The organism is Roseateles sp., assembly GCF_039595595.1.
Taxonomy (GTDB): Bacteria; Pseudomonadota; Gammaproteobacteria; order Burkholderiales; family Burkholderiaceae_C; genus Roseateles.
Genome location: NZ_JBCNLG010000002.1, coordinates 53,295 through 72,126, shown reverse-complemented (window position 1 = coordinate 72,126; position 18,832 = coordinate 53,295). Strand labels below are relative to the sequence as shown.

The window sequence follows — 18,832 nt, the reverse complement described above, 5'->3', positions numbered from 1 at the left end:
GCTTCCTGTTGCGTGCGCTGGGAGATCGTCGTGGATGTGACCGCTTGGTTGGGCTTTGTCAGCGTGGCGTTGTTCGTCACCTTCACGCCGGGACCGGCCGTGCTGATGGCCATCTCGAACTCGCTCAGCGTCGGGCCGCGGCGCGCGATGGTGGGCTCGCTGGGCAATGCGATCGGGCTGCTGGCCGTGTCCGCCGCGACGACGGCCGGGCTGGGCGTACTGCTCAGCACCTCGGCCAAGGCCTTCCTCGTCGTCAAGCTGCTCGGCGCCTGCTATCTGGTCTGGCTCGGCGTCAAGCAGTGGCGCCAGGGCGAACGCATGGCCTCGATCGCGGACGGCGACGCAGCCGCCGCGGAAACGGCGGGGCTCTCGCGCCGGGCGCTGTTCATGCGCGGCATCCTGGTCGCGCTCACCAATCCGAAGGCGATCCTGTTCTTCACCGCGCTGTTTCCGCAGTTCATGAATCACTCCGAGACGGCGATGCGCGACTTCGTCGTGCTGACGGTGACCTTCTCGCTCTGCGCGGTACTGGCGCATGGCTTCTACGTCGTGCTGGCCCGCGCGCTGCGCCGTGGCCTGGCCTCGCCCCGCCGCGTGAGGATCATGAACCGCAGCTTCGGCGCGTGCTTCGTGGCGCTCGGCGTGAGCCTTCTCGGTTGGCGCGGGCGGACGCAGTAAGCGCGGCGCCGGCATGTTCTCGCACGTGTTCATCGGCGTCGGCGATTTCGACCGGCGCTCGCGTTCTACACGCCGCTGATGGCGGCGCTCGGGCCGCCGCAGCGCTTCTGCGATCCCTCTGGGACGCGGGGACTGACGCCTCGTTCCCCGGTGCGCAGCCTTACTCGTCCGCCGTGATTCGCACCACCAGCGCTGCGGCGCTCGCGACGGTCGCCAGGCCTGTCACGCCCAGCCACCCGAGCGATGACAGCAGCGCGCTCCCCAGTGCCGCGCCCGTGGCCATGCCGATGAACATGCCGGTGAACAGCAGCGCGTTGAGGCGGCTGCGCGCGGCCGGGTCGAGGCTGTAGACGATCGTCTGGTGCGCGACCAGCGCCGCCTGCACGCCGAAATCGAAGACGATCGCCAGCGCCACCAGCACCACGATCGCCGCCGATCGATCCAGCCACGCCGTTACCGACATCGCCGCGAACGACAGCGTCACCAGCAGCGCGCCGAGCTTCGTCACGACGCCAGGACCGCGCTTGTCGGCGATGCGGCCCGCCAGCGGCGCCGCCAGCGCGCCAGCCGCGCCCGCCAGACCGAAGGCGCCCGACACCGCGCTGCCCAGCCCGAAGCGCTGATGCAGCATCACCGCCAGCGTCGACCAGAAGGCGCTGAACGCCACCGCGAGCAAGGCCTGTGCGATCGCGGCGCGGCGCAGCGTCGGCCACGAACGCCACAGGCCGCCCAGCGAGCGCAGCAGCGCGCCATACGTCGTGCGCATCGCCGGCGGGGACGACGGCAGCCAACGCCAGCTCGCCAGCCCCGCGATCGTCAATGCCAGCGCCGCGATGCCATAGACCCACCGCCATCCGAGCAGGTCGGCGATCACGCCGCTCATCACTCGTGACAGCAGAATGCCCATCAGCAGCCCGGTCATGACCTGGCCGACGATGCGGCCGCGATGCTCCGCGGGGCTGAGGGCCGCCGCCATCGGCACCACGTCCTGCGCCAGCGTCGCGGTCAGGCCGAGCAGCGCGCTCGCCGCCAGGAAGGGCGCGAAGCCCGGCGCGAATCCGCTCAGCAGCAGCGTCGCGATCAGCAGCGCGAACTTCGTCAGGATGACCTTGCGGCGATCGAAGCGGTCGCCCAGCGGCGTCAGCAGCAGGATGCCCGCCGCATAGCCGAGCTGCGTCAGCATCGGCACCGCGCCGATGCCAGCGCTCGAGGCGTGCAGATCCTCGGCCAGCGGCGCCAGGATGGGCTGGCTGTAGTACAGCGACGCCGCGCCGAGTCCCGCCGAGGCCGCCAGCAAGACGATCAGCGGCGCGGACGGCGCGCTGGCCTCGCGCGGCGCGGCGGCGGAGGTCGATTGAAAGGGAAGGGTGGTCATGGCAACTCCCGAAGGGGCGATTCAAGAAAGCAGAAGGACAGAAGATGCGGGTTCGCATCGAATGACCTGCATTCTTCGGATTCGCAGGCCTGGCCGGAACCGGTCCGGCATGCACAGCAGCCATACGCGCGGCGTATAAAGCGGTCCATGAACGAGACCACCCGGGACAGCGGCCAGGACCGCCTCGCGCTACTGCAGACCTTCCTCCGCGTCGCGGAGGCCGGCAGCTTCTCCGCCGCCGCGCAGCAGCTCGCCACCACGCAGCCGACCGTCAGCCGGCGCGTGCAGATGCTGGAGTCGCTGCTCGGCGCGCGGCTTGTCGAGCGCTCGACGCGCGGGCTGCGGCTCACCGAGGAGGGCGAGCGCTGCGCCGCGCAGGCGCAGGACCTGATCGATGGCTGGCAATCGCTGGCCGAGGAGCTCGATGGCGGCGACGAACTGGCCGGCACGCTGCGTCTGCGCGTGCCGCATGCGTTCGGGCAGAGCCAACTGATCGATCCGCTCGCCGCGTTCCTGACGCGGCATCCGCGTGTGTCGGTCGAATGGATGCTGCAGGACCAGTTGCCCGACTTCAGCCGGGAGAACGTCGACTGCTCGCTCTTGGTCGGCGAAATCAGCCAACCCAATCTGATCGCGACGCAGCTGGCCGAGGTGCCGCGCGTGCTCGTCGCCGCGCCGGCGCTCGCGAAGAAACTGCCCAAGGGCCTGGACCGGAAATCCCCGGAGGAGATCGCCGCGCTGCTCGGCGCGCAGCCATGGCTGGCGCTGCTGGCGTTCTATCGCGACGGCATCGACCTCACCGCGTCGAAGGGGGAAGGGCGCATGCATGTGAGCTTCCGTCCGCGGCTGGGCACGGACAGCCTCTTCGCGCTGATCGAGTCCGTGCGGCGGGGACTCGGACTGGCGCTCGTCTCGCAATGGGCGGTGATGGACGACCTCGCGCAAGGGCGGCTCGTGCGGCTGCTCCCCGATTGGTGCGCGTCACCGCTGCCGATTTCGCTCGTCTATCCCTCGCGGCGGCTTCAGCCCGCACGGCTGCGGGCCTTTCTGCAGGTCATGCGGGAGGTCATTCCGACGATGCGGGGGATACGGGAAGTCCGGCGGAAGTGAGTGCTTGTCGACGGGCAAACAAGCGCTCTCAATGCTGAGGGGGTGCCCTACTTGTCCGAGTGGGAACGGCGTCTTGGACCTCAGAACCAGTCAGTGCCAATGACGACCTCGACGCGTAGATTGCCAGTCCTGGATCCACTCCCAGCGAGAGAGAGGTAGTGAATGGAAATCGATGTTTTTCTGGCGCTGACGAGCGCGGGTGTCTCGGAAGCGCAGGCGCGGTCAGCGGCAGAGGCCATTCGGAAAGACATGGCGGCCGAGATTCGAGAGGCGCAGAAGGAGGTCGCCACGAAGTTCGATATCTCCAACATCAAGGTTGACATCGCCAATCTCAAAGTGGAGATGGCCAACATGAAGGCCGAGTTGTTCCAACGGATCGCCGACATGCAGCGCTTCACGGTGACGTCCATGTTTGGGGGCTTCGGCGTGCTGGCGGTGCTCATGACCTTGTTCAAGTTCATGGGCTGACCAGAATGCTGACGCGCAGAAAAAAGGACCGCCCTCGGGCGGTCCTCGTCATTGCGCGGCCGGCTCTCCGGCGCGCTTCAGGCGCTCACGCGCTCAGCCCTTGGTGGCGGGCTTGGCTGGCGCGGCCTTCTTCGCGGTGGGCAGGGCCTTGCCGTTGGCCGCCATGGTCATGTCCATGTCCATCCGCATGTTGCCCTTGGCCCCCTTCATGTCCATGCCCATCGACATCGTCATCGTGCTGCGCAGCATCAGGCGATCCGCGATCCGCAGATCCATCTTGCCCTTGCCCGAGCCCGTCATCGCCCCCTGCACCGGAGCCGGGGCCGATGCCGCGGAAGCCGGCGCCTCGGGCGCCGATGCCGACGAGGCCGCCGCCGCCGGACCCGCGAAGCTCATGTCCATTCGCATGTCCACGTCAAACGACGCCACGCCCTTGTTGATCGCCGTCAGCGTGTACTTGCCCAGCACCTTGCCGGTCGGCGCGCCGCCGGTGGGCAGGTTCAGGTCGATCGGCATCTCCACCGACTCGCCGACCTTCATCGTCTGGCCGTTGAACTTGCGCATCCAGTCGAAGCTCTGGTTGAAGATCTTCTCCTGCATCTCCTTCGACAGCGCCTGCTGCGCCTGCATCGTCGGCGGCAGCTCCAGATCGATCTTGTCGAACTGGTCGTTCTTCAGCTGCGCCGTGAAGCGGATCGGCCCCTGCTGCGGCAGCGGCCGCACCTGACCCGTCGCGTCACGCATTTCGCTCTTGAGCGAGTTCACCTCGGCCTTCAGCGTGTAGCTGCCGTCCGCCGCCTTCGGCGTCGTCGATAGCACCTGACGCATCGCCATCTGCATCGTGACCGGCATCGTCGCCTTCATCTGCTCGGCCTGCGCGCGAGCCTGCTCCGGCGCGTCGGCGGGCAGCTGCATGGACATGTTCATCTTCATGTCCATGGTCACGTCCACCTGCTGCCTCACCGACGGCAACGGCACCATGTTGAGCTTGACGCTCTCCTGCGCCAGCGCCGCCGGCGCCACGAATGCGGCCTGCACGGCCAGCGCGGCGGCCAGCGAAACGAAACGACTCATCGGAAACTCTCCCGGAATCGGGGCCTCAGCCCCGGTAGTTGTCCTGCATGCGGTAGCCCCGCGCGTACAGCGCGAACAGCAGCGCCGCCAGCAGCGCGAAGGCCGCGAAGAAGAACATCTGGAACGCCGTGACGCTCGTGCCCGTGGACTGGATGTACGTGGTGACCGCCTCGCCCTTGACGCTCGAGTTGGCCAGCAGCACCCACAGGTTGCCGATCGTCACCGACAGGTTCCAGAAGCTCGTGATCACGCCCTTCATCGCCAGCGGCGCCTGACTGTAGGCGAATTCCAGACCCGTCGCGGACACCAGCACCTCGCCCAGCGTCAGCAGCGCGTAGGGCAGGACCTGCCACAGGATGGACAGCTCCCGGCCGTCGTCGATGCTCAGCTGGATGCCGCCCACGACGATCCACGCCAGACCCGCGAACGCAATGCCAGCGCCCATCCGGCGCAGCGCCGTCAGCTTCAGGCCCAGGCGCTCCAGCACCGGATACAGCACGAAGTTGTTGAACGGGATCAGGATCATGACCAGCGCCGGATTGAGCGCCTGCATCATCGAGGACTCGAACCACGCCGGCTTGGTCATCTGGTCGGCCTGCAGCACCCAGGTCGAGGCCTTCTGATCGAACAGGGACCAGAACGGCGTGACCAGCGCGAACAGCACCAGCAGCCGCAGCACCGTGCGCACGCCCTCGACCGCCTCCACCGGATGGACGGCGCGGGCGCGGTCCAGCTGCATCCAGGCGCCGGCGCCGCCGAAGCCCATCAACAGCACCAGCGCCGAGCAGAACGCGATCACGAAGCCCAGGTTGGGCGTCAGCGCCAGCGCGCCGATCGCCAGCACCACGCCCAGCCCCGCGACCACCAGCCCGCCACGGCCCTGGCCCGGCGCCTGCGAGAGCAGCGCCGTGCGCACCACCTTCAGGAAGCCGTTCGGGTCGCGATGCGACTCGCCGGCGGGCAGGTGCGTGTACTTGCGGCGGCCGCTCCAGAAGATCGCCGTCGCCATGAACATCAGCACGCCCGGGATGCCGAACGCGACGCTCGCCCCGAACTTCTTCAGGAAGATCGGCATCAGCAGCGACGCGAAGAATGAGCCGAAGTTGATGATCCAGTAGAAGGCATCGAACACCTTCTGCGCCAGCGTGCGGTTGCTCTTGTCGAACTGGTCGCCGATGAACGAGCTCACCAGCGGCTTGATGCCGCCCGAGCCCAGCGCGATCAGGAACAGGCCGAAGTAGAAGCCCTTGAGGTTGTTCTCGAAGAAGGCCAGGCAGGCGTGGCCGGCGCAGTACACCAGGCTCAGCCAGAGGATGGTGTTGTACTTGCCGAAGAAGCGGTCCGACAGCCAGCCGCCCAGCAGCGGGAAGAAATAGACGCCGATCACGAAGGTGTGGAACACCTCCTTGGCCTCGCCCTTGCGCAGCGGCTCCGGAATCGCCAGCAGCAGGCTGGTCATCAGGAACACCGTCAGGATGTTGCGCATCCCGTAGAAGCTGAAGCGCTCGCAGCCCTCGTTGGCGATGATGAACGGGATCTGCGGCGGCATCTTCGGCGCGGCCTGCGTGGCCGCGCCCGCCGCGCCGCCGGCCGGCTGGTCCGCTGCGATGGTGGTCGAGTTCAAGGGGAAGTCTCCGTCGTGTCGTCGAGCGCTTGTGACGCCCTAAAAGGAAAGCCGCCGGAGGATGCCCCGGCGGCTATCGAAAAACTGAACCTGTCTTGACCCCTCTCCCGCAGGCGGGGAGAGGGAGTCCCTGCGAGGGGATCAGGCTTCGAAGGGAAGCTTGAACTGGTTGAGGTCCTTGCGGGTTTCGACCAGCACCAGCGGGCCCTCGTCGAGCACGACCACCGGCGCGGGCTCGCGGCCCAGCGGTGCCGGAGCGGGCTCGGCGGCGATCGCGGCCTGCACGGCGGCGATCTTGTCGGCATCGCTGTTGACCCAGGTCAGACCGGCGCTCTCGGCGACCGCGTTCAGCTCGCCCAGCGGCAGCTCGAAGCGCGGCACGACCGGCGCAGCGGCCACCGGAGCAGCCACCGGGGCCGGAGCCTGCACCACCGGCGCGGTCGCCTGCACGGGTGCCTGCTGGGGCTCGTCGCCGAGCGCCAGTTGACGCGGCGCGGCGCCCGCATCCAGCACGATGCCGTTCAGCGCGGCGGTGGCCGGCGTGGCGGCTTCGCCGTCGGCAATCACGCCATCGGCGGGAGCGCCTTCGCCCGGAGTGCCTTCGCCCGGCACGCCTTCGCCTTCGCGGCGGTCACGGCGATAACGGTCGCGGCCACGGCCACGGCGGCGGCCTTCGCGGCCTTCCTGACCTTCTTCACCGGCCGGGGCTTCCTCGCCATCGACCACCGGCGCTTGCGCGGACTCGGCGCCCTCGGCGAACGAGGTCTCGCCAGCGGCCGGGGCCTGGCCCTCGACCAGCGCGCCTTCGACCTGCTCGCCCTCGGCGCCACGCTCGCCACGGTTGCCGCGACGGCGGCGGCGGCGGCCTTGGCGCTCGTCGCCGGCCTCACCGGTCACAGCGCCCTCGAGCGGCTGGGTGTCGGCGAAAGCGATCTGGGATTCCGTGTTGGCGGCTTCGGTGCCGGCCAGCGGCAGTTGCTGCTCCTGCGCCTCGGCGGGGGCGCGCTCCTCGCGGCGGCGGCGGCCTTCGCCGCGCTCGCCCCGGTCGGCGCGCTCGCCACGCTCCGCACGGTCACCGCGCTCGGCACGGTCCTGGCGCGGCGCGCCTTCGACGGCCTGCTCCGGCTTGTCGGCGCGCTCGTTGCGACGATGACGATCACCTCCGCGCTCGCCACCGCGCTCTCCGCCGCGATCACCACGCTCGTTGCGCTCGCCCCGCTCGGCGCGCTCACCGCGCTCCGGACGGTCGCCACGGCCTTCCTGCTGCGGCTTGCCCTCGCTGCGCGGCTTGCCGTCGCGGGCCTTCGGATCGTGGCGCTCGCCGCGTTCGCTCCGCTCACCGCGCTCGCCACGGCGGTTGCGATCACCGCCACGGGCGTTGCGATCGCGCTCACCGCGCTCGCCGCGTTCCTTCTTGGCGGGCTCGCCGGTCTTGGCCTCCGGAGCCGGCGCGGCTGCCGGCGCTGGCGCGCCACCGAACAGGTTCTTCAGCCAGCCGAAGAAGCCGCCACTGGCGGCCACCGGGGCCGCCGGAGCGGCCGCCACCGGGGCCGGGGCCACCGGTTCCGCGGCCTTGGGCGCCGGAGCCGCCACCGGCATCGGCGCCGGCTGCTCGGGCAGCAGGCCCTTGATCACCGGCTCCTGCTTGTTCTTCTTCTCGGCGCCGCGGCGGGTGATGCCCACCTCTTCCTGCGGCTCCTCGATCATCGTGTAGCTCGCCTGCAGGTTCTCCAGGCGCGGATCGTCGTGGCGCAGGCGCTCGAGCTTGTAGTTCGGCGTCTCCAGATGCTTGTTGGGCACCAGCAGCACGGTCACGCGCTGCTTCAGCTCGATCTTGGTGATCTCGGTGCGCTTCTCGTTGAGCAGGAAGCTGGTCACTTCCACCGGGACCTGCACGTGCACGGCCGCGGTGTTGTCCTTCATGGACTCTTCCTGGACCATGCGCAGGATCTGCAGCGCCGACGACTCGGTGTCGCGGATGTGGCCGGTGCCGTTGCAGCGCGGGCAGGTGATGTGGCTGCCTTCGCTCAGCGCCGGACGCAGGCGCTGGCGGCTCAGCTCCAGCAGGCCGAACTTGCTGATCGAGCTGAACTGCACGCGGGCGCGGTCCTGGCGCAGCGCGTCGCGCAGGCGCTGTTCGACCTCGCGGCGGTTCTTGGACTCCTCCATGTCGATGAAGTCCACGACGATCAGGCCGCCCAGGTCCCGCAGACGCATCTGGCGCGCGATCTCGTCGGCGGCTTCCAGGTTGGTGCGGGTGGCGGTTTCCTCGATGTCGCCGCCGCGGGTGGCGCGCGCCGAGTTCACGTCCACCGAGACCAGCGCCTCGGTGTGGTCGATCACGATGGCGCCGCCCGACGGCAGGTTCACCGTGCGGCTGAAGGCCGTCTCGATCTGGTGCTCGATCTGGAAGCGGCTGAACAGCGGCGCGTCGTCACGGTAGCGCTTGACCTTGTGCGCCGTCTCCGGCATCACATGGCTCATGAACTGATGGGCCTGCTCGAAGATGTCGTCCGTGTCGATCAGGATCTCGCCGATGTCGGCGGTGAAGTAGTCGCGGATCGCGCGGATCACCAGCGACGACTCCTGATAGATCAGGAACGCGCCCTTGCCGCCCCGGGCCGCCTCGTCGATGGCGGTCCAGAGCTTGAGCATGTAGTTCAGGTCCCACTGCAGCTCGGCCGCGCTGCGGCCGATGCCCGCGGTGCGCGCGATCAGCGACATGCCCTTGGGGTAGTCCAGCTGATCCAGCGCTTCCTTGAGCTCCTCGCGGTCCTCGCCCTCGATGCGGCGCGAGACGCCGCCGCCGCGCGGGTTGTTGGGCATCAGCACCAGATAGCGGCCCGCCAGCGACACGAAGGTCGTCAGCGCCGCGCCCTTGTTGCCGCGCTCTTCCTTCTCGACCTGGACCAGCAGCTCCTGGCCTTCCTTGATCACGTCCTGGATCTTGGCCGAGCGCACATCGGCGCCGTCCTTGAAGTACTGGCGCGAGATCTCCTTGAACGGGAGGAAGCCGTGGCGGTCCTCGCCGTAATCCACGAAGCAGGCTTCCAGCGACGGCTCCACGCGCGTCACGACCGCCTTGTAGATGTTGCCCTTGCGCTGCTCGCGGCCTTCGATCTCGGTCTCGAAGTCCAGCAGCTTCTGTCCATCGACGATGGCCAGGCGACGCTCTTCCTGCTGCGTCGCATTGATCAGCATGCGTTTCATCAGTTCTCCTCCACGCCAGCGTGTTTGCCGCTGACGCGCATTCAAGTGAACCGCTGCCGGAGATTCACCGGCGGGCGATTCGACCGATGCACGAGAAACGCGAAAGAACCAATGAAAGGATCGCCCTGGACTGCAATTGAACGGCGCGTTGACCGTTCAGCGATGCAGCGTTGGCGCGTGCGCCGCGGGCCCCGGATCGGCTGTTCCGGTCCTCATGCGCGCCGCTTCAGGCGCGACCCGACCACGGCCGGAGCCCGGCGTGTGGACGAAGCCATCACGCGCTCGCAGGCGGCGGGGGGTGGAATGAACCGAAGAAAACATCCGGAAACGGAGCCTGGGTGCTGACGTCAGCGCCAGGGCTTGCGGCCCCCTCGCTGACGTCGTGAAACCTTGTTGTGCTGCCCGCGCCGCCCGCCCGCATCCGAGGATGAAGAGGACCGCGTGAGCATGGTTCTGACGACGTTGCTCTGCCATCCGGCCCTCGTGCCTGCCCGCTCGCTTTGGGAAGCGGGCCCGACGACGCTGACCTGATGTTGCATCACCAAAAGTAATGAGTAGCCTACTCACAATGGCTACTCACTGCCACGTTCTTGCCGAGCTCGAACGCTGTCGTCCGAGTAAAATGAGAAAAATCAAATACTTACAACGCAAACGTGGCAAGCAGCATTATAGGGGCTAAAGCCCGCAAGGCCGCCCCAGGGACTGCCCGCAGTGCCACGAGGGGCGCCGCCCGCCCCGCAGCCGCCCCGCCGGCGGCCCCCGCGGCCCCGGCGTCCGCCTCCGTGGCCGCCCCCGCGCCGGCCCAGGTCCGGCTCCTGACGGTGGACGAAGGCTCCGCCGGCCAGCGCCTGGACAACTTCCTGATCCGCGAACTCAAGGGCGCTCCGAAGACGCTGGTCTACCGGATCATCCGGTCCGGCGAAGTGCGCATCAACAAGGGCCGCTGCGCCGCCGACTCGCGGCTGGAGATCGGCGATGTCGTGCGCGTGCCGCCGGTGCGGCTGGCGGAGAAGCCCGCCGACGCGGCGGTGCCAGCGCGTGAGTTCCCGGTCGTGTTCGAGGACGAACACCTGATCGTCGTCGACAAGCCGGCCGGGGTCGCGGTGCATGGCGGCTCGGGCGTGAGCTTCGGCGTGATCGAGCAGTTGCGCCGGGCGAGACCTCAGGCCAAGTTCCTCGAGCTGGTGCACCGGCTCGACAAGGAGACCTCCGGCCTGCTGATGATCGCGAAGAAGCGCAGCGCGCTGACGCACCTGCAGGACCAGCTGCGCGACCGCGAGACCGGCAAGACCTACGCCGCGCTGGTGAGCGGCGCCTGGCCCAAGGGCCGCAAGGTGGTGGACGTGCCGCTGCTGAAGTTCGTCGGCAGCGACGGCGAGCGCTGGGTGCGCGCGGTGACGAATCCGAAGGACCCGCAGGCCGGCGAGGCCAAGCGGTCGATCAGCCTGGTGACGGTGGCCGAGGCGCTGCCCGGCTACAGCCTGCTGGACGTGACGATCAAGACCGGCCGCACGCACCAGATCCGCGTGCACCTGGCCCACGAGGGCCATGCCATCGTCGGCGATCCGAAATATGGCGATTTCGAGGCCAACCGCGCGCTGGCGCGCGGCGCGCTGCGTTTCGACCGGATGTTCCTGCACGCGCGGCAGCTGCGCTTCGCGCATCCGGCCACCGGCGACACGCTGACCCTGACCGCGCCGCTGCCCCCCGAGTGCGAGACACTCCTGGCCGCGCTGCGCCGCCCGGCGTCCTGACCGGCCGGCCTTCACGAGTCCTTCATCCATGCCTCAACGTTTCGACCTGATCGTCTTCGACTGGGACGGCACCCTGTTCGATTCCACCGCCCTGATCGTGCGCTGCATGCAGGCCGCCGCGGCGGACCTGGGCCTCACGCCGCCCTCGCGCGAGCGCGCCGCCTACGTCATCGGCATGGGCCTGATCGAGGCGCTCCAGTACGCGCTGCCCGGGCTGGACCCGTCGCGCTATCCGGAGCTGGGCCAGCGCTACCGGCATCACTACTTCGCGTCGGCGCACGAGGTGACGCTGTTCGAGGGCGTGCCGCGACTGCTGCAGGACCTGAAGGCCAGGCATCACTGGCTCGCCGTCGCGACCGGCAAGAGCCGGCGCGGGCTCGACGAGGCGCTGGCGGCGGTCGACATGACGACGTTGTTCGACGGCACCCGCACCGCCGACGAGACGGCCGGCAAGCCCAATCCGCAGATGCTGCTGGAGCTGATGCGCGAGTTCGGCGCCGATCCCGAGCGCACGCTGATGATCGGCGACACCACCCATGACCTGCAGCTGGCGCGCAATGCCGGCTGCCCGGCGGTGGCGGTGACCTACGGCGCGCATGCGCACGAGTCGCTGCTCGATTTCGCGCCGCTGCTGGTCGCGCACGACGTGCCCACGCTGCGCGACTGGCTGCTGGCCAACGCCTGACCCCTTTCCGCCGACCGAATGACGCCCGAGCAAGAACTGCCCCCGGTGCCGCTGTGCGCCTCCTCCGAGCTGGAGGAGCGCGGCCGCGCCCACACCTTCGACGTGCTGCATTTCCGCCAGCCGGCCTCGGCCTTCGTGCTGCGCTTCGACGGCCAGGTGGTGGGCTATCTCAACCGCTGCGCGCACGTGCCCACCGAGATGGACTGGCAGGAAGGCGAGTTCCTGGACAGCCGCAAGGAATTCATCATCTGCAGCATCCACGGCGCGGTCTACCACCCGCTGGACGGGCGCTGCGTGACCGGCATGTGCGGCCGCATGGGCCTGACCAAGCTCGATGTGCGCGAGCGCGACGGACAGATCACTTGGTACCCTTCCCGCGACACGCGGCCCGTCTTCGAGGACTGAATGAGCAACGACAACGACCCCGATCTGCCGCGTCCGATCCCCGACGCGACGCCCCGTCCCGAGGACATGCTGAAGCAGGAGCCGCCACCGGCGGCGCCAGCGGCATCAGCGACGCAAGCCGCGTCCGGCCGCTACGAGCACGTGCTCGAGCAGTTCGCCCATGACTACCTGCGCGACCGCCGCAGCGATCGCCGCTGGAAGACCTTCTTCCGGCTGATCTGGGTGACGCTGGCGCTGCTGCTGGTGTGGTCGATGTTCGCGTCCAGACACCATGGCGGCGCGGCCTCGGGCCCGCACACCGCGCTGGTCGAGGTGCGCGGCGAGATCGCCCCCGACACCGAGGCCAGCGCCGAGCTGATCAACGCGGCGCTGAAGGCGGCGTTCGAGGACCAGGGCTCGCAGGCGGTGGTGCTGCGCATCAACTCGCCGGGCGGCAGCCCGGTGCAGGCCGGCATCGTCAACGACGAGATCAAGCGGCTCAAGGCGCTGCACAACAAGAAGGTGTACGCGGTCGTCGAGGAGATCTGCGCCTCGGGCGCGTACTACATCGCCGCTGGCGCGGACGAGATCTATGTCGACAAGGCCTCGGTGGTGGGCTCGATCGGCGTGCTGATGGATGGCTTCGGCTTCACCGAGGTGATGAAGAAGGTCGGCATCGAGCGCCGGCTGATGACCGCGGGCGAGAACAAGGGCATGCTGGATCCGTTCTCGCCGGTTTCGCCCAAGCAGCAGGCCTACGCGCAGGCGATGCTGGACCAGATCCATCAGCAGTTCATCAAGGTCGTGCGCGAGGGCCGCGGTCCCCGCCTGAAGGAGACGCCGGAGATGTTCTCGGGCCTGTTCTGGAACGGCGAACAGGCAGTGCAGATGGGCCTGGCCGACGGCATGGGCAACCTGGACTACGTGGCGCGCGAGGTCGTGAAGGCCGAGGACGTCATCGACTACACGCCGCGCGACAACGTGGCCGAGCGCATCGCCAAGCGCTTTGGCGCGTCGTTGGGCGAGGGCGCGGTCAAGGCGATGCGCTCGATGGCGACGATCCGGTAAGCTCGCGCCGCGTCATCGCCCGACCCAGCCATCGCTCGGCAGGCCGTTCCGTTTCCCCTGTCCTCAGGATCGAACCCATGAACACTGCCTTCCGCGGCGCCGCGCTGGCGCTGCTGCCGATGCTGGTCGCCGCCTGCGCGTCACCCGGCGCGTCACCCGGCGCGTCACCCGGCGCGGCGCCGGTCTCCCGGGCCGCCTCCGCTTCCGCTTCCGAGCCGGCATTCGTCCTGCTCGGTGAGCTGCACGACAACCCCGAGCACCATCGCGCGCGCGCCGCGCAACTGCGCGAGCTCCTCGCGCGGGAGCCGCAGACGGTCGTGGTCTTCGAGCAGTTCTCGCGCGCCGAGGACGCGGCGGTCGCGCGGGCCCGGCAGGACCATCCCGGCGATGTCGAGGCGGTGATCGATGCCGCGAAGCTCGATCGCCAGGGCTGGCGCTGGCCGCTGCATCAACCGCTGTTCGAGGCCGCGCTGCAGTCGCCAGCGAGCGTGCGTGGCGGCAACCTCGACCGCGACCAGGCGCGCCGCATCGTGCGCGAGGGCGACGCGGCCTGGCCCGCGGAGCTGCTCGCGCTGCGCTCGCGCGTGAGCTGGAACGAGGCTCAGCAGGACGCGCTGCGCAAGGACATCCAGGACGGCCACTGCGGCGCCATGCCCGAGGCGATGCTGCCCGGCATGGTGCAGGCCCAGCGCGCGCGGGATGCGGCGATGGCGCAGGCGATGCTCGACGCGCGGCGGTCCGGCGCCAAGCGCGTGGTGCTGATCGCGGGCAACGGGCATGTGCGGCGCGACGTCGCCGTGCCGGTCTATCTGCGGGCAGCCGGCGTGCCGGCCTCGGACATCGATGCGATCGCCTATCTCGAACCAGGCAGCGCCGTGCCCGATGGCGGCTATGACCGCATCGAGCGCGCCCCGGCGCCGCCGCGCGAGGATCCCTGCGCGCAGTTCAAGCGCTAGCCCGCCGCGGGCGGCCCGGGCGCTAGGCCAGCACCACCTCGACGCCGCGGCGGCGCAGCTCGCCGACGATGGCGTCGTCGGCGTCCTTGTCGGTGATCAGCATGTCGATCTGCTCGACCGGCGCGATCACCGACAGGTTGCGCTTCATCAGCTTGGAGGCATCGGCGACCGCGACGATCTGGCGCGCGATCTTCATCATCTGCGCGTTGAGCTGCGCCTCGAGCAGGTGGGGGGTCATCAGGCCGATGTCGGGATCGAGGCTGTCCACGCCCAGGAACAGCCGGTCCGCGTAGAGGCTCTGCAGCGCCGTGACCGCCTGCGGACCGGAGAGCGAGTACGAGTTCTGCCGCAGCAGCCCGCCCGGCATGATCACGTTGACGTTGGGGACGGAGGCGAGCAGCACCGCGATGTTCAGCGCGTTGGTGATGACGTTCAGCGACTGCAGCCGCATGCCGCGGATCTGCTTGGCGATCTCCTCGGTCGTGGAGCCGGAGTCGAGCAGGATGGTCTCGCCGTCGCGGATCAGCCGGGCCGCCTCGATGGCGATGCGCACCTTCTGCTCGTGATGCAGCTTCTGCTTGACGCCGATCGGCACCTCCTCGGTGTCGCGGTGGGCGAGGGCGCCGCCATGCGTGCGCAGCAGCGCGCCGGTGGCGGCCAGTGCGTTCAGATCGCTGCGGATCGTCACGACCGAGATGCCGAAGCGCTCAGCCAGCTCTTCGACCGTCACCTTGCCCTGCGCCTGCACCTGCTCGCGGATGAGCTGCCGGCGCTCGTCGATCAGCAGCGAGGCGTCCGCCTTGTCGGCGGAGGTGGACGTGGGCATGGTCATGGAAATCGGAAGTCGCGAACTTTCGAATGATATCGACGGCTCATGCGGCTGCGGCGGCAGCGGCAACGGGCACCAACCGAACGCCCACCAGCCGCGCCGCATGCATTGCCGCGCCGAGTTCCGGCCCGAACCGCGGTGCCATCAGCATCGCGCCCGGTAGTGCGCGGGTCAGAGCGGCGCGCAGCGCATCGGTCACCGCCGCGCCCGCCTCGAAGACGCCGCCGGTGTACGAGACCGGCACGCCGGCCCCCACCGGCAGCTCCAGCCTTCGCGCCACCGCGCCGGCCAACGCCGCGAGTTCCTCGCCCGCGCGAGTCAGCAGCGCGCCTGCCTGCGCGTCACCATCGGCCGCCGCGGCCGACGCCAGCCGCGCGAACTGCGCCAGCCGGCTGCGCGCCGCGTGGCCATTGATCGCCGCGCAGAGATCGAGATCCTGCGCCAGTCCGAAATGCCCGCGCACGAGCTCCAGCAATGGCCCAGGCTCCGCGCGCCCATCGGCCATGCGAGCGAAGAGCGCCAATCCCTCGCGTGCGAGCCAATATGCCGAGCCCTCGTCGCCGAAGACCTCGCCCCAGCCGCCGCTGCGCGCATCGCGCTCGCCCCATTGGCCATACGCCATCGAGCCGGTGCCCGCGACCAGGCTGATGCCGTCCTCGCCGCCGAGCGAGCCGGCCCAGCTGCAGATCATGTCGTTGCCGATGCGCGCGCGGGGCAGCACGCCCTCGAGCAGCGCGTCGAACGCGCCTTGCAGCGCGCTGTCCTCGCCATGCGCCGGCAGGCCCGCGAAGGCGGACGTGACCTGCGCCGGCGCGAGCTGCGCCTGCTTGAGCGTCTCGGCGACGCCCTCGCGCAGCAGCGCGCGCAGCGCGTCGAAGCCGATCTCCAGGTAGTAGCTGGTGCCGCTCACATGCCGCGCGAGCAGGCGGCCCTCGCCGTCGAGCAGCAGGAACGAGGTCTTGGTGCCGCCGCCGTCGATGCCGAGGAAGACGGGACGGCCGGCGCGGTCCAGCGATGCGGAGCTCATGGCGTTCATGGAGCCGGAGGGTTGAGCGGGTGGATGATGACGCCGCTGACGACGCGGGTCACGGTGCCCGAGGCGCTGGGATTGTCGGGCGTGATGCCGAGCTTCAGCGAGGCCAGCATCGCCAGGCACTGCGCGAAGACCAGCGCCACCGGCGCCAGCGCCAGGTCCGGCGCGTTGACCGGCAGCGCGATCAGCACGTCGTCCTCGGCCAGCCCCTCCTCGCCGTTCAGCGCCGAGGTGCTCAGCGCGATCACCCGTCCGCGGCCTTGCCGGCGCAGCTCACGCAGCAGGTCCAGGTCGTAACGCCGCGTGTAGCTGTCGTTGGACAGCAGCAGCAGCACCAGCGTGCGCTCGTTGAGCACCGTCTTGGGCCCATGGCGGAAGCCCAGCGGCGAATCGGCCAGCGCCACCAGCCGGCCATCGGTGAGCTCCAGCATCTTCAGCGCGGCTTCCTTGGCCAGGCCCTGCAGGCCGTTGCTGCCGAGCACGACCAGCCGCTCGACCGGCTGCGCGCTCAGCGCCGCCAGCCGCGCGGGCTCGGCGGCGAGCAGCGCGCTCGCGGCTTCGCTCAGCACGGCCACCGGCGGCAGCGGCAGCTCGAAGGCCCAGGCCGCCGCCAGCAGCATGCCGGTGAAGCTCGAGGTCATCGCGAACGAGCGATCGTTGGTCTCGTCCGGCAGCAGCAGGACATGGGCGCGCGCGCGATCGCCGAGGCGGCGCGCCAGCGTCCCGTCCGCGGCGCAGGTGACCGCGAGGTGATGGCAGGCGCCGAGGGTGGCGTCGGCGAGCTCGACCGCCGCGAGGCTTTCCGGACTGTTGCCCGAGCGTGCGAACGACACGAGCAGCGTCGGCACGCCCGGCTGCAGGCATTGCGCGGGGTTGGAGACGATGTCGGTGGTGGCGATCGCCTCGACGCGCACGCCGGGTCGCGCGCCGAGCTGCTGCAGCAGCGCCGGCGCCAGGCATTGCCCGATGAAGGCGGAGCTGCCCGCGCCGGTGAGCACGATGCGCAGCTCCGGCAGCGCCAGCAGCGGCCGCAGGAAGGCGTCGAGCGCCGCGCGCCGCGCGCGCACCAGGTCATGGACGGCTTGCCAGACGGCGGGTTGCTGGGCGATCTCGCGCGCGGTGTGGGCCGCGCCGCGGCGGTCGAGATCGGCGGCGTCGAGGTGGAGCAGGGTCATCGTGCAGGTCTTGTTCTGTCGGTTGTTCTGTCGGAAGAGGCGCCCGCGCTCAGGCGGCGCAGGCGGCGAGGTAGGGACGCAGCGACTGCGCCGCGCCGTCGCGCAGCAGCTCCGCCGGCCGGTTGCGCAGACGGCCATCGCGAATCGCGTCGTACTGGCGCGGCAGGAACTGGCTCAGAAGCGTCAGCGGCGGCGGCGAATGCTCCAGCCGGTCCAGCAGCGCGGCGCAGGCGGTCTGCACCTTCGGATGCGCCCAGTAGTAGCGGATGCGGTCGCTCAGGCTGTAGGCCAGGTCGACCTGCAGCCGCGCCGGATCCTGGTAGTAGGGGCGCCAGTGCTCGGGCTCGGCGCGCATCACGCCCAGCACCGTCGGGATCAGGCCGTCGCCGTGCGCGGCATCGCGGCCCAGCCATTCATGCTCGACGGCCGCCAGGGCCCACAGCGTCTCGCGCAGCGCGAAGGTCGCGCCCGGGCCGACCTTCAGGATCGCGAAGTGGTCCCGCGCCAGTTGCGCCAAACGCTCCGGCGTCTGGTAGTCGGTCGAGTGCGCCTCGAACACCAGCCCGGGCTGCGACGCGATGAACGCGCTCAGCGCGCGCGCCTTCTCGGGGCGGTAGTCGATGACCTTGTGGTGGTCGAACTCGACGCCGGGCTGCACGACCATCGCGATCACGCGTTCCCAGGCCGCGTCCAGGCCGGCCGCCGCGAAGGCCTCGCGGTGCAGCGCCAGCGTCGCCCCGGCGGCGTCGGGCGAGGTGACCGCCAGTTCCTCCAGGTCCTCGTGAGCGCCGCCGGGCACCGGCACCTCGGTGCCGATCACGTAGACCGGCGGCTCGCCGCGGCCGGGCATGTCGCGCCAGGCCCGCTCGGCCGCCAAGCACAGCCGGACCGCGCGCGCGGCGATGTCGGCCTCCGGCAGCGGCACCGGGTCATCGGCGCAGGACATCGAGCAGTCCAGATGGATCTTGCGGAAGCCGGCCGCGACGTATTGCGCGACCATCACCTCCGCCTTGGCCATGGCCTGCGCCGCGGGCCACTTGCGCCAGGCGTTGGGGCCGAGGTGGTCGCCGCCCAGCACCAGCAGGCCGGGGTCGATGCCCTCGGCCTGGGCGATGGCCTCGACGAAGCGGCGGAAACCGGCGGGCGTCATGCCCGTGTAGCCGCCGTCCTGGTTGACCTGGTTCGATGTCGCCTCGATCAGCGCCGGACGGCCGAGCGCGGCGCACTCGCGCAGCGTGGCGGCGATGACCACCGGATGGGCCGAGCAGACCGAGGGAATGCCCACGGCCATCCGGCCACGGGCGGCCTCGGGGGCTCCGGGCGCCGGCTGCTTGTGGCGCCGCACGAGATCGAGCATGAGCTTCAAGGGGAATCCTTCCTGTCGAAGAGAGAGAGCGGGGATCGGGCCG

Annotated in this window: 16 protein-coding genes; 8 read left to right on the top strand and 8 right to left on the bottom strand. The window is 69.9% G+C overall.

Translation table 11 applies throughout. The features are described 5' to 3' along the window. Positions 1-30 precede the first annotated feature (30 nt). Complete coding sequence (locus ABDW61_RS03080; protein ID WP_343636100.1) at positions 31-678, top strand: LysE family translocator; 648 nt, start codon at positions 31-33, stop codon at positions 676-678. A gap of 160 nt (positions 679-838) precedes the next feature. Here ABDW61_RS03080 and ABDW61_RS03075 read toward each other — a convergent pair whose 3' ends face one another. After that, positions 839-2,053, bottom strand: coding sequence for an MFS transporter (locus ABDW61_RS03075; protein ID WP_343636098.1), 1,215 nt, complete (start codon positions 2,051-2,053; stop codon positions 839-841). Positions 2,054-2,200: 147 nt separating this feature from the next. Between ABDW61_RS03075 and ABDW61_RS03070 the strand changes: the two genes are divergently transcribed. Both ABDW61_RS03070 and ABDW61_RS03065 read left to right on the top strand, forming a co-directional pair. Continuing rightward, a complete protein-coding gene (locus ABDW61_RS03070; protein WP_343636096.1) occupies positions 2,201-3,163 on the top strand; it encodes a LysR family transcriptional regulator in 963 nt (320 codons plus the stop codon). Between the two features lie 162 nt (positions 3,164-3,325). Continuing rightward, entirely contained in the window at positions 3,326-3,631 is a 306-nt protein-coding gene (locus ABDW61_RS03065) for a hypothetical protein (protein ID WP_343636094.1), read from the top strand. A gap of 93 nt (positions 3,632-3,724) precedes the next feature. Here the strand turns inward: ABDW61_RS03065 and ABDW61_RS03060 are convergent, their stop codons facing one another. The 3 genes from ABDW61_RS03060 to ABDW61_RS03050 all read right to left on the bottom strand — a co-directional run bounded on the left by ABDW61_RS03060 (position 3,725) and on the right by ABDW61_RS03050 (position 9,539). Further along, positions 3,725-4,705, bottom strand: coding sequence for a hypothetical protein (locus ABDW61_RS03060; protein ID WP_343636092.1), 981 nt, complete (start codon positions 4,703-4,705; stop codon positions 3,725-3,727). A 25-nt stretch (positions 4,706-4,730) separates the two neighbouring features. After that, the gene (locus tag ABDW61_RS03055; RefSeq protein WP_343636875.1) at positions 4,731-6,254 is read right to left on the bottom strand and encodes an oligopeptide:H+ symporter; all 1,524 of its coding nucleotides are present in this window, start codon (positions 6,252-6,254) and stop codon (positions 4,731-4,733) included. Positions 6,255-6,470: 216 nt separating this feature from the next. Beyond that, positions 6,471-9,539 (bottom strand): Rne/Rng family ribonuclease, encoded by a 3,069-nt coding sequence (locus ABDW61_RS03050; protein ID WP_343636090.1) that lies wholly within the window; start codon positions 9,537-9,539, stop codon positions 6,471-6,473. Positions 9,540-10,321: 782 nt separating this feature from the next. On the opposite strand from ABDW61_RS03050, the gene ABDW61_RS03045 reads away from it, so the two are divergent. The 5 genes from ABDW61_RS03045 to ABDW61_RS03025 all read left to right on the top strand — a co-directional run bounded on the left by ABDW61_RS03045 (position 10,322) and on the right by ABDW61_RS03025 (position 14,386). Continuing rightward, the gene (locus ABDW61_RS03045) at positions 10,322-11,293 is read left to right on the top strand and encodes an RluA family pseudouridine synthase (RefSeq protein ID WP_343636088.1); all 972 of its coding nucleotides are present in this window, start codon (positions 10,322-10,324) and stop codon (positions 11,291-11,293) included. 28 nt (positions 11,294-11,321) lie between these two features. Then, a complete protein-coding gene (locus ABDW61_RS03040; protein WP_343636086.1) occupies positions 11,322-11,978 on the top strand; it encodes an HAD-IIIA family hydrolase in 657 nt (218 codons plus the stop codon). 18 nt (positions 11,979-11,996) lie between these two features. Next, positions 11,997-12,383 (top strand): Rieske 2Fe-2S domain-containing protein, encoded by a 387-nt coding sequence (locus ABDW61_RS03035; protein WP_343636084.1) that lies wholly within the window; start codon positions 11,997-11,999, stop codon positions 12,381-12,383. A 66-nt stretch (positions 12,384-12,449) separates the two neighbouring features. After that, positions 12,450-13,430, top strand: coding sequence for a S49 family peptidase (locus ABDW61_RS03030; RefSeq protein WP_343636873.1), 981 nt, complete (start codon positions 12,450-12,452; stop codon positions 13,428-13,430). A 77-nt stretch (positions 13,431-13,507) separates the two neighbouring features. Further along, complete coding sequence (locus tag ABDW61_RS03025) at positions 13,508-14,386, top strand: ChaN family lipoprotein (protein WP_343636082.1); 879 nt, start codon at positions 13,508-13,510, stop codon at positions 14,384-14,386. Positions 14,387-14,408: 22 nt separating this feature from the next. On the opposite strand, the gene ABDW61_RS03020 is transcribed toward ABDW61_RS03025, so the two are convergent. The 4 genes from ABDW61_RS03020 to ABDW61_RS03005 are packed head-to-tail and all read right to left on the bottom strand — an operon-like array spanning position 14,409 to position 18,780. After that, positions 14,409-15,212: a DeoR/GlpR family DNA-binding transcription regulator gene (locus ABDW61_RS03020; RefSeq protein ID WP_343636080.1), complete on the bottom strand. Its 804-nt coding sequence runs from the start codon at positions 15,210-15,212 to the stop codon at positions 14,409-14,411. A 46-nt stretch (positions 15,213-15,258) separates the two neighbouring features. Next, positions 15,259-16,242 carry a BadF/BadG/BcrA/BcrD ATPase family protein gene (locus ABDW61_RS03015; protein ID WP_343636078.1) on the bottom strand — a complete coding sequence of 328 codons (984 nt, stop codon included), beginning with the start codon at positions 16,240-16,242 and terminating at the stop codon, positions 15,259-15,261. A gap of 5 nt (positions 16,243-16,247) precedes the next feature. Beyond that, positions 16,248-17,423 (bottom strand): SIS domain-containing protein, encoded by a 1,176-nt coding sequence (locus ABDW61_RS03010; RefSeq protein WP_343636076.1) that lies wholly within the window; start codon positions 17,421-17,423, stop codon positions 16,248-16,250. Positions 17,424-17,472: 49 nt separating this feature from the next. Further along, a complete protein-coding gene (locus ABDW61_RS03005) occupies positions 17,473-18,780 on the bottom strand; it encodes a D-tagatose-bisphosphate aldolase, class II, non-catalytic subunit (protein WP_343636871.1) in 1,308 nt (435 codons plus the stop codon). Positions 18,781-18,832 lie beyond the last annotated feature (52 nt).

Bases quoted from the DNA above. Each gene is read 5' to 3' on its own strand.
- ABDW61_RS03075 (WP_343636098.1), bottom strand. From the start codon at position 2,053: ATGACCACCCTTCCCTTTCAATCGACCTCCGCCGCCGCGCCGCGCGAG.
- ABDW61_RS03070 (WP_343636096.1), top strand. From the start codon at position 2,201: ATGAACGAGACCACCCGGGACAGCGGCCAGGACCGCCTCGCGCTACTG.
- ABDW61_RS03065 (WP_343636094.1), top strand. From the start codon at position 3,326: ATGGAAATCGATGTTTTTCTGGCGCTGACGAGCGCGGGTGTCTCGGAA.
- ABDW61_RS03060 (WP_343636092.1), bottom strand. From the start codon at position 4,705: ATGAGTCGTTTCGTTTCGCTGGCCGCCGCGCTGGCCGTGCAGGCCGCA.
- ABDW61_RS03055 (WP_343636875.1), bottom strand. From the start codon at position 6,254: ATGCCGCCGCAGATCCCGTTCATCATCGCCAACGAGGGCTGCGAGCGC.
- ABDW61_RS03050 (WP_343636090.1), bottom strand. From the start codon at position 9,539: ATGAAACGCATGCTGATCAATGCGACGCAGCAGGAAGAGCGTCGCCTG.
- ABDW61_RS03040 (WP_343636086.1), top strand. From the start codon at position 11,322: ATGCCTCAACGTTTCGACCTGATCGTCTTCGACTGGGACGGCACCCTG.
- ABDW61_RS03035 (WP_343636084.1), top strand. From the start codon at position 11,997: ATGACGCCCGAGCAAGAACTGCCCCCGGTGCCGCTGTGCGCCTCCTCC.
- ABDW61_RS03030 (WP_343636873.1), top strand. From the start codon at position 12,450: ATGCTGAAGCAGGAGCCGCCACCGGCGGCGCCAGCGGCATCAGCGACG.
- ABDW61_RS03025 (WP_343636082.1), top strand. From the start codon at position 13,508: ATGAACACTGCCTTCCGCGGCGCCGCGCTGGCGCTGCTGCCGATGCTG.
- ABDW61_RS03020 (WP_343636080.1), bottom strand. From the start codon at position 15,212: ATGCCCACGTCCACCTCCGCCGACAAGGCGGACGCCTCGCTGCTGATC.
- ABDW61_RS03015 (WP_343636078.1), bottom strand. From the start codon at position 16,242: ATGAGCTCCGCATCGCTGGACCGCGCCGGCCGTCCCGTCTTCCTCGGC.
- ABDW61_RS03010 (WP_343636076.1), bottom strand. From the start codon at position 17,423: ATGACCCTGCTCCACCTCGACGCCGCCGATCTCGACCGCCGCGGCGCG.
- ABDW61_RS03005 (WP_343636871.1), bottom strand. From the start codon at position 18,780: ATGCTCGATCTCGTGCGGCGCCACAAGCAGCCGGCGCCCGGAGCCCCC.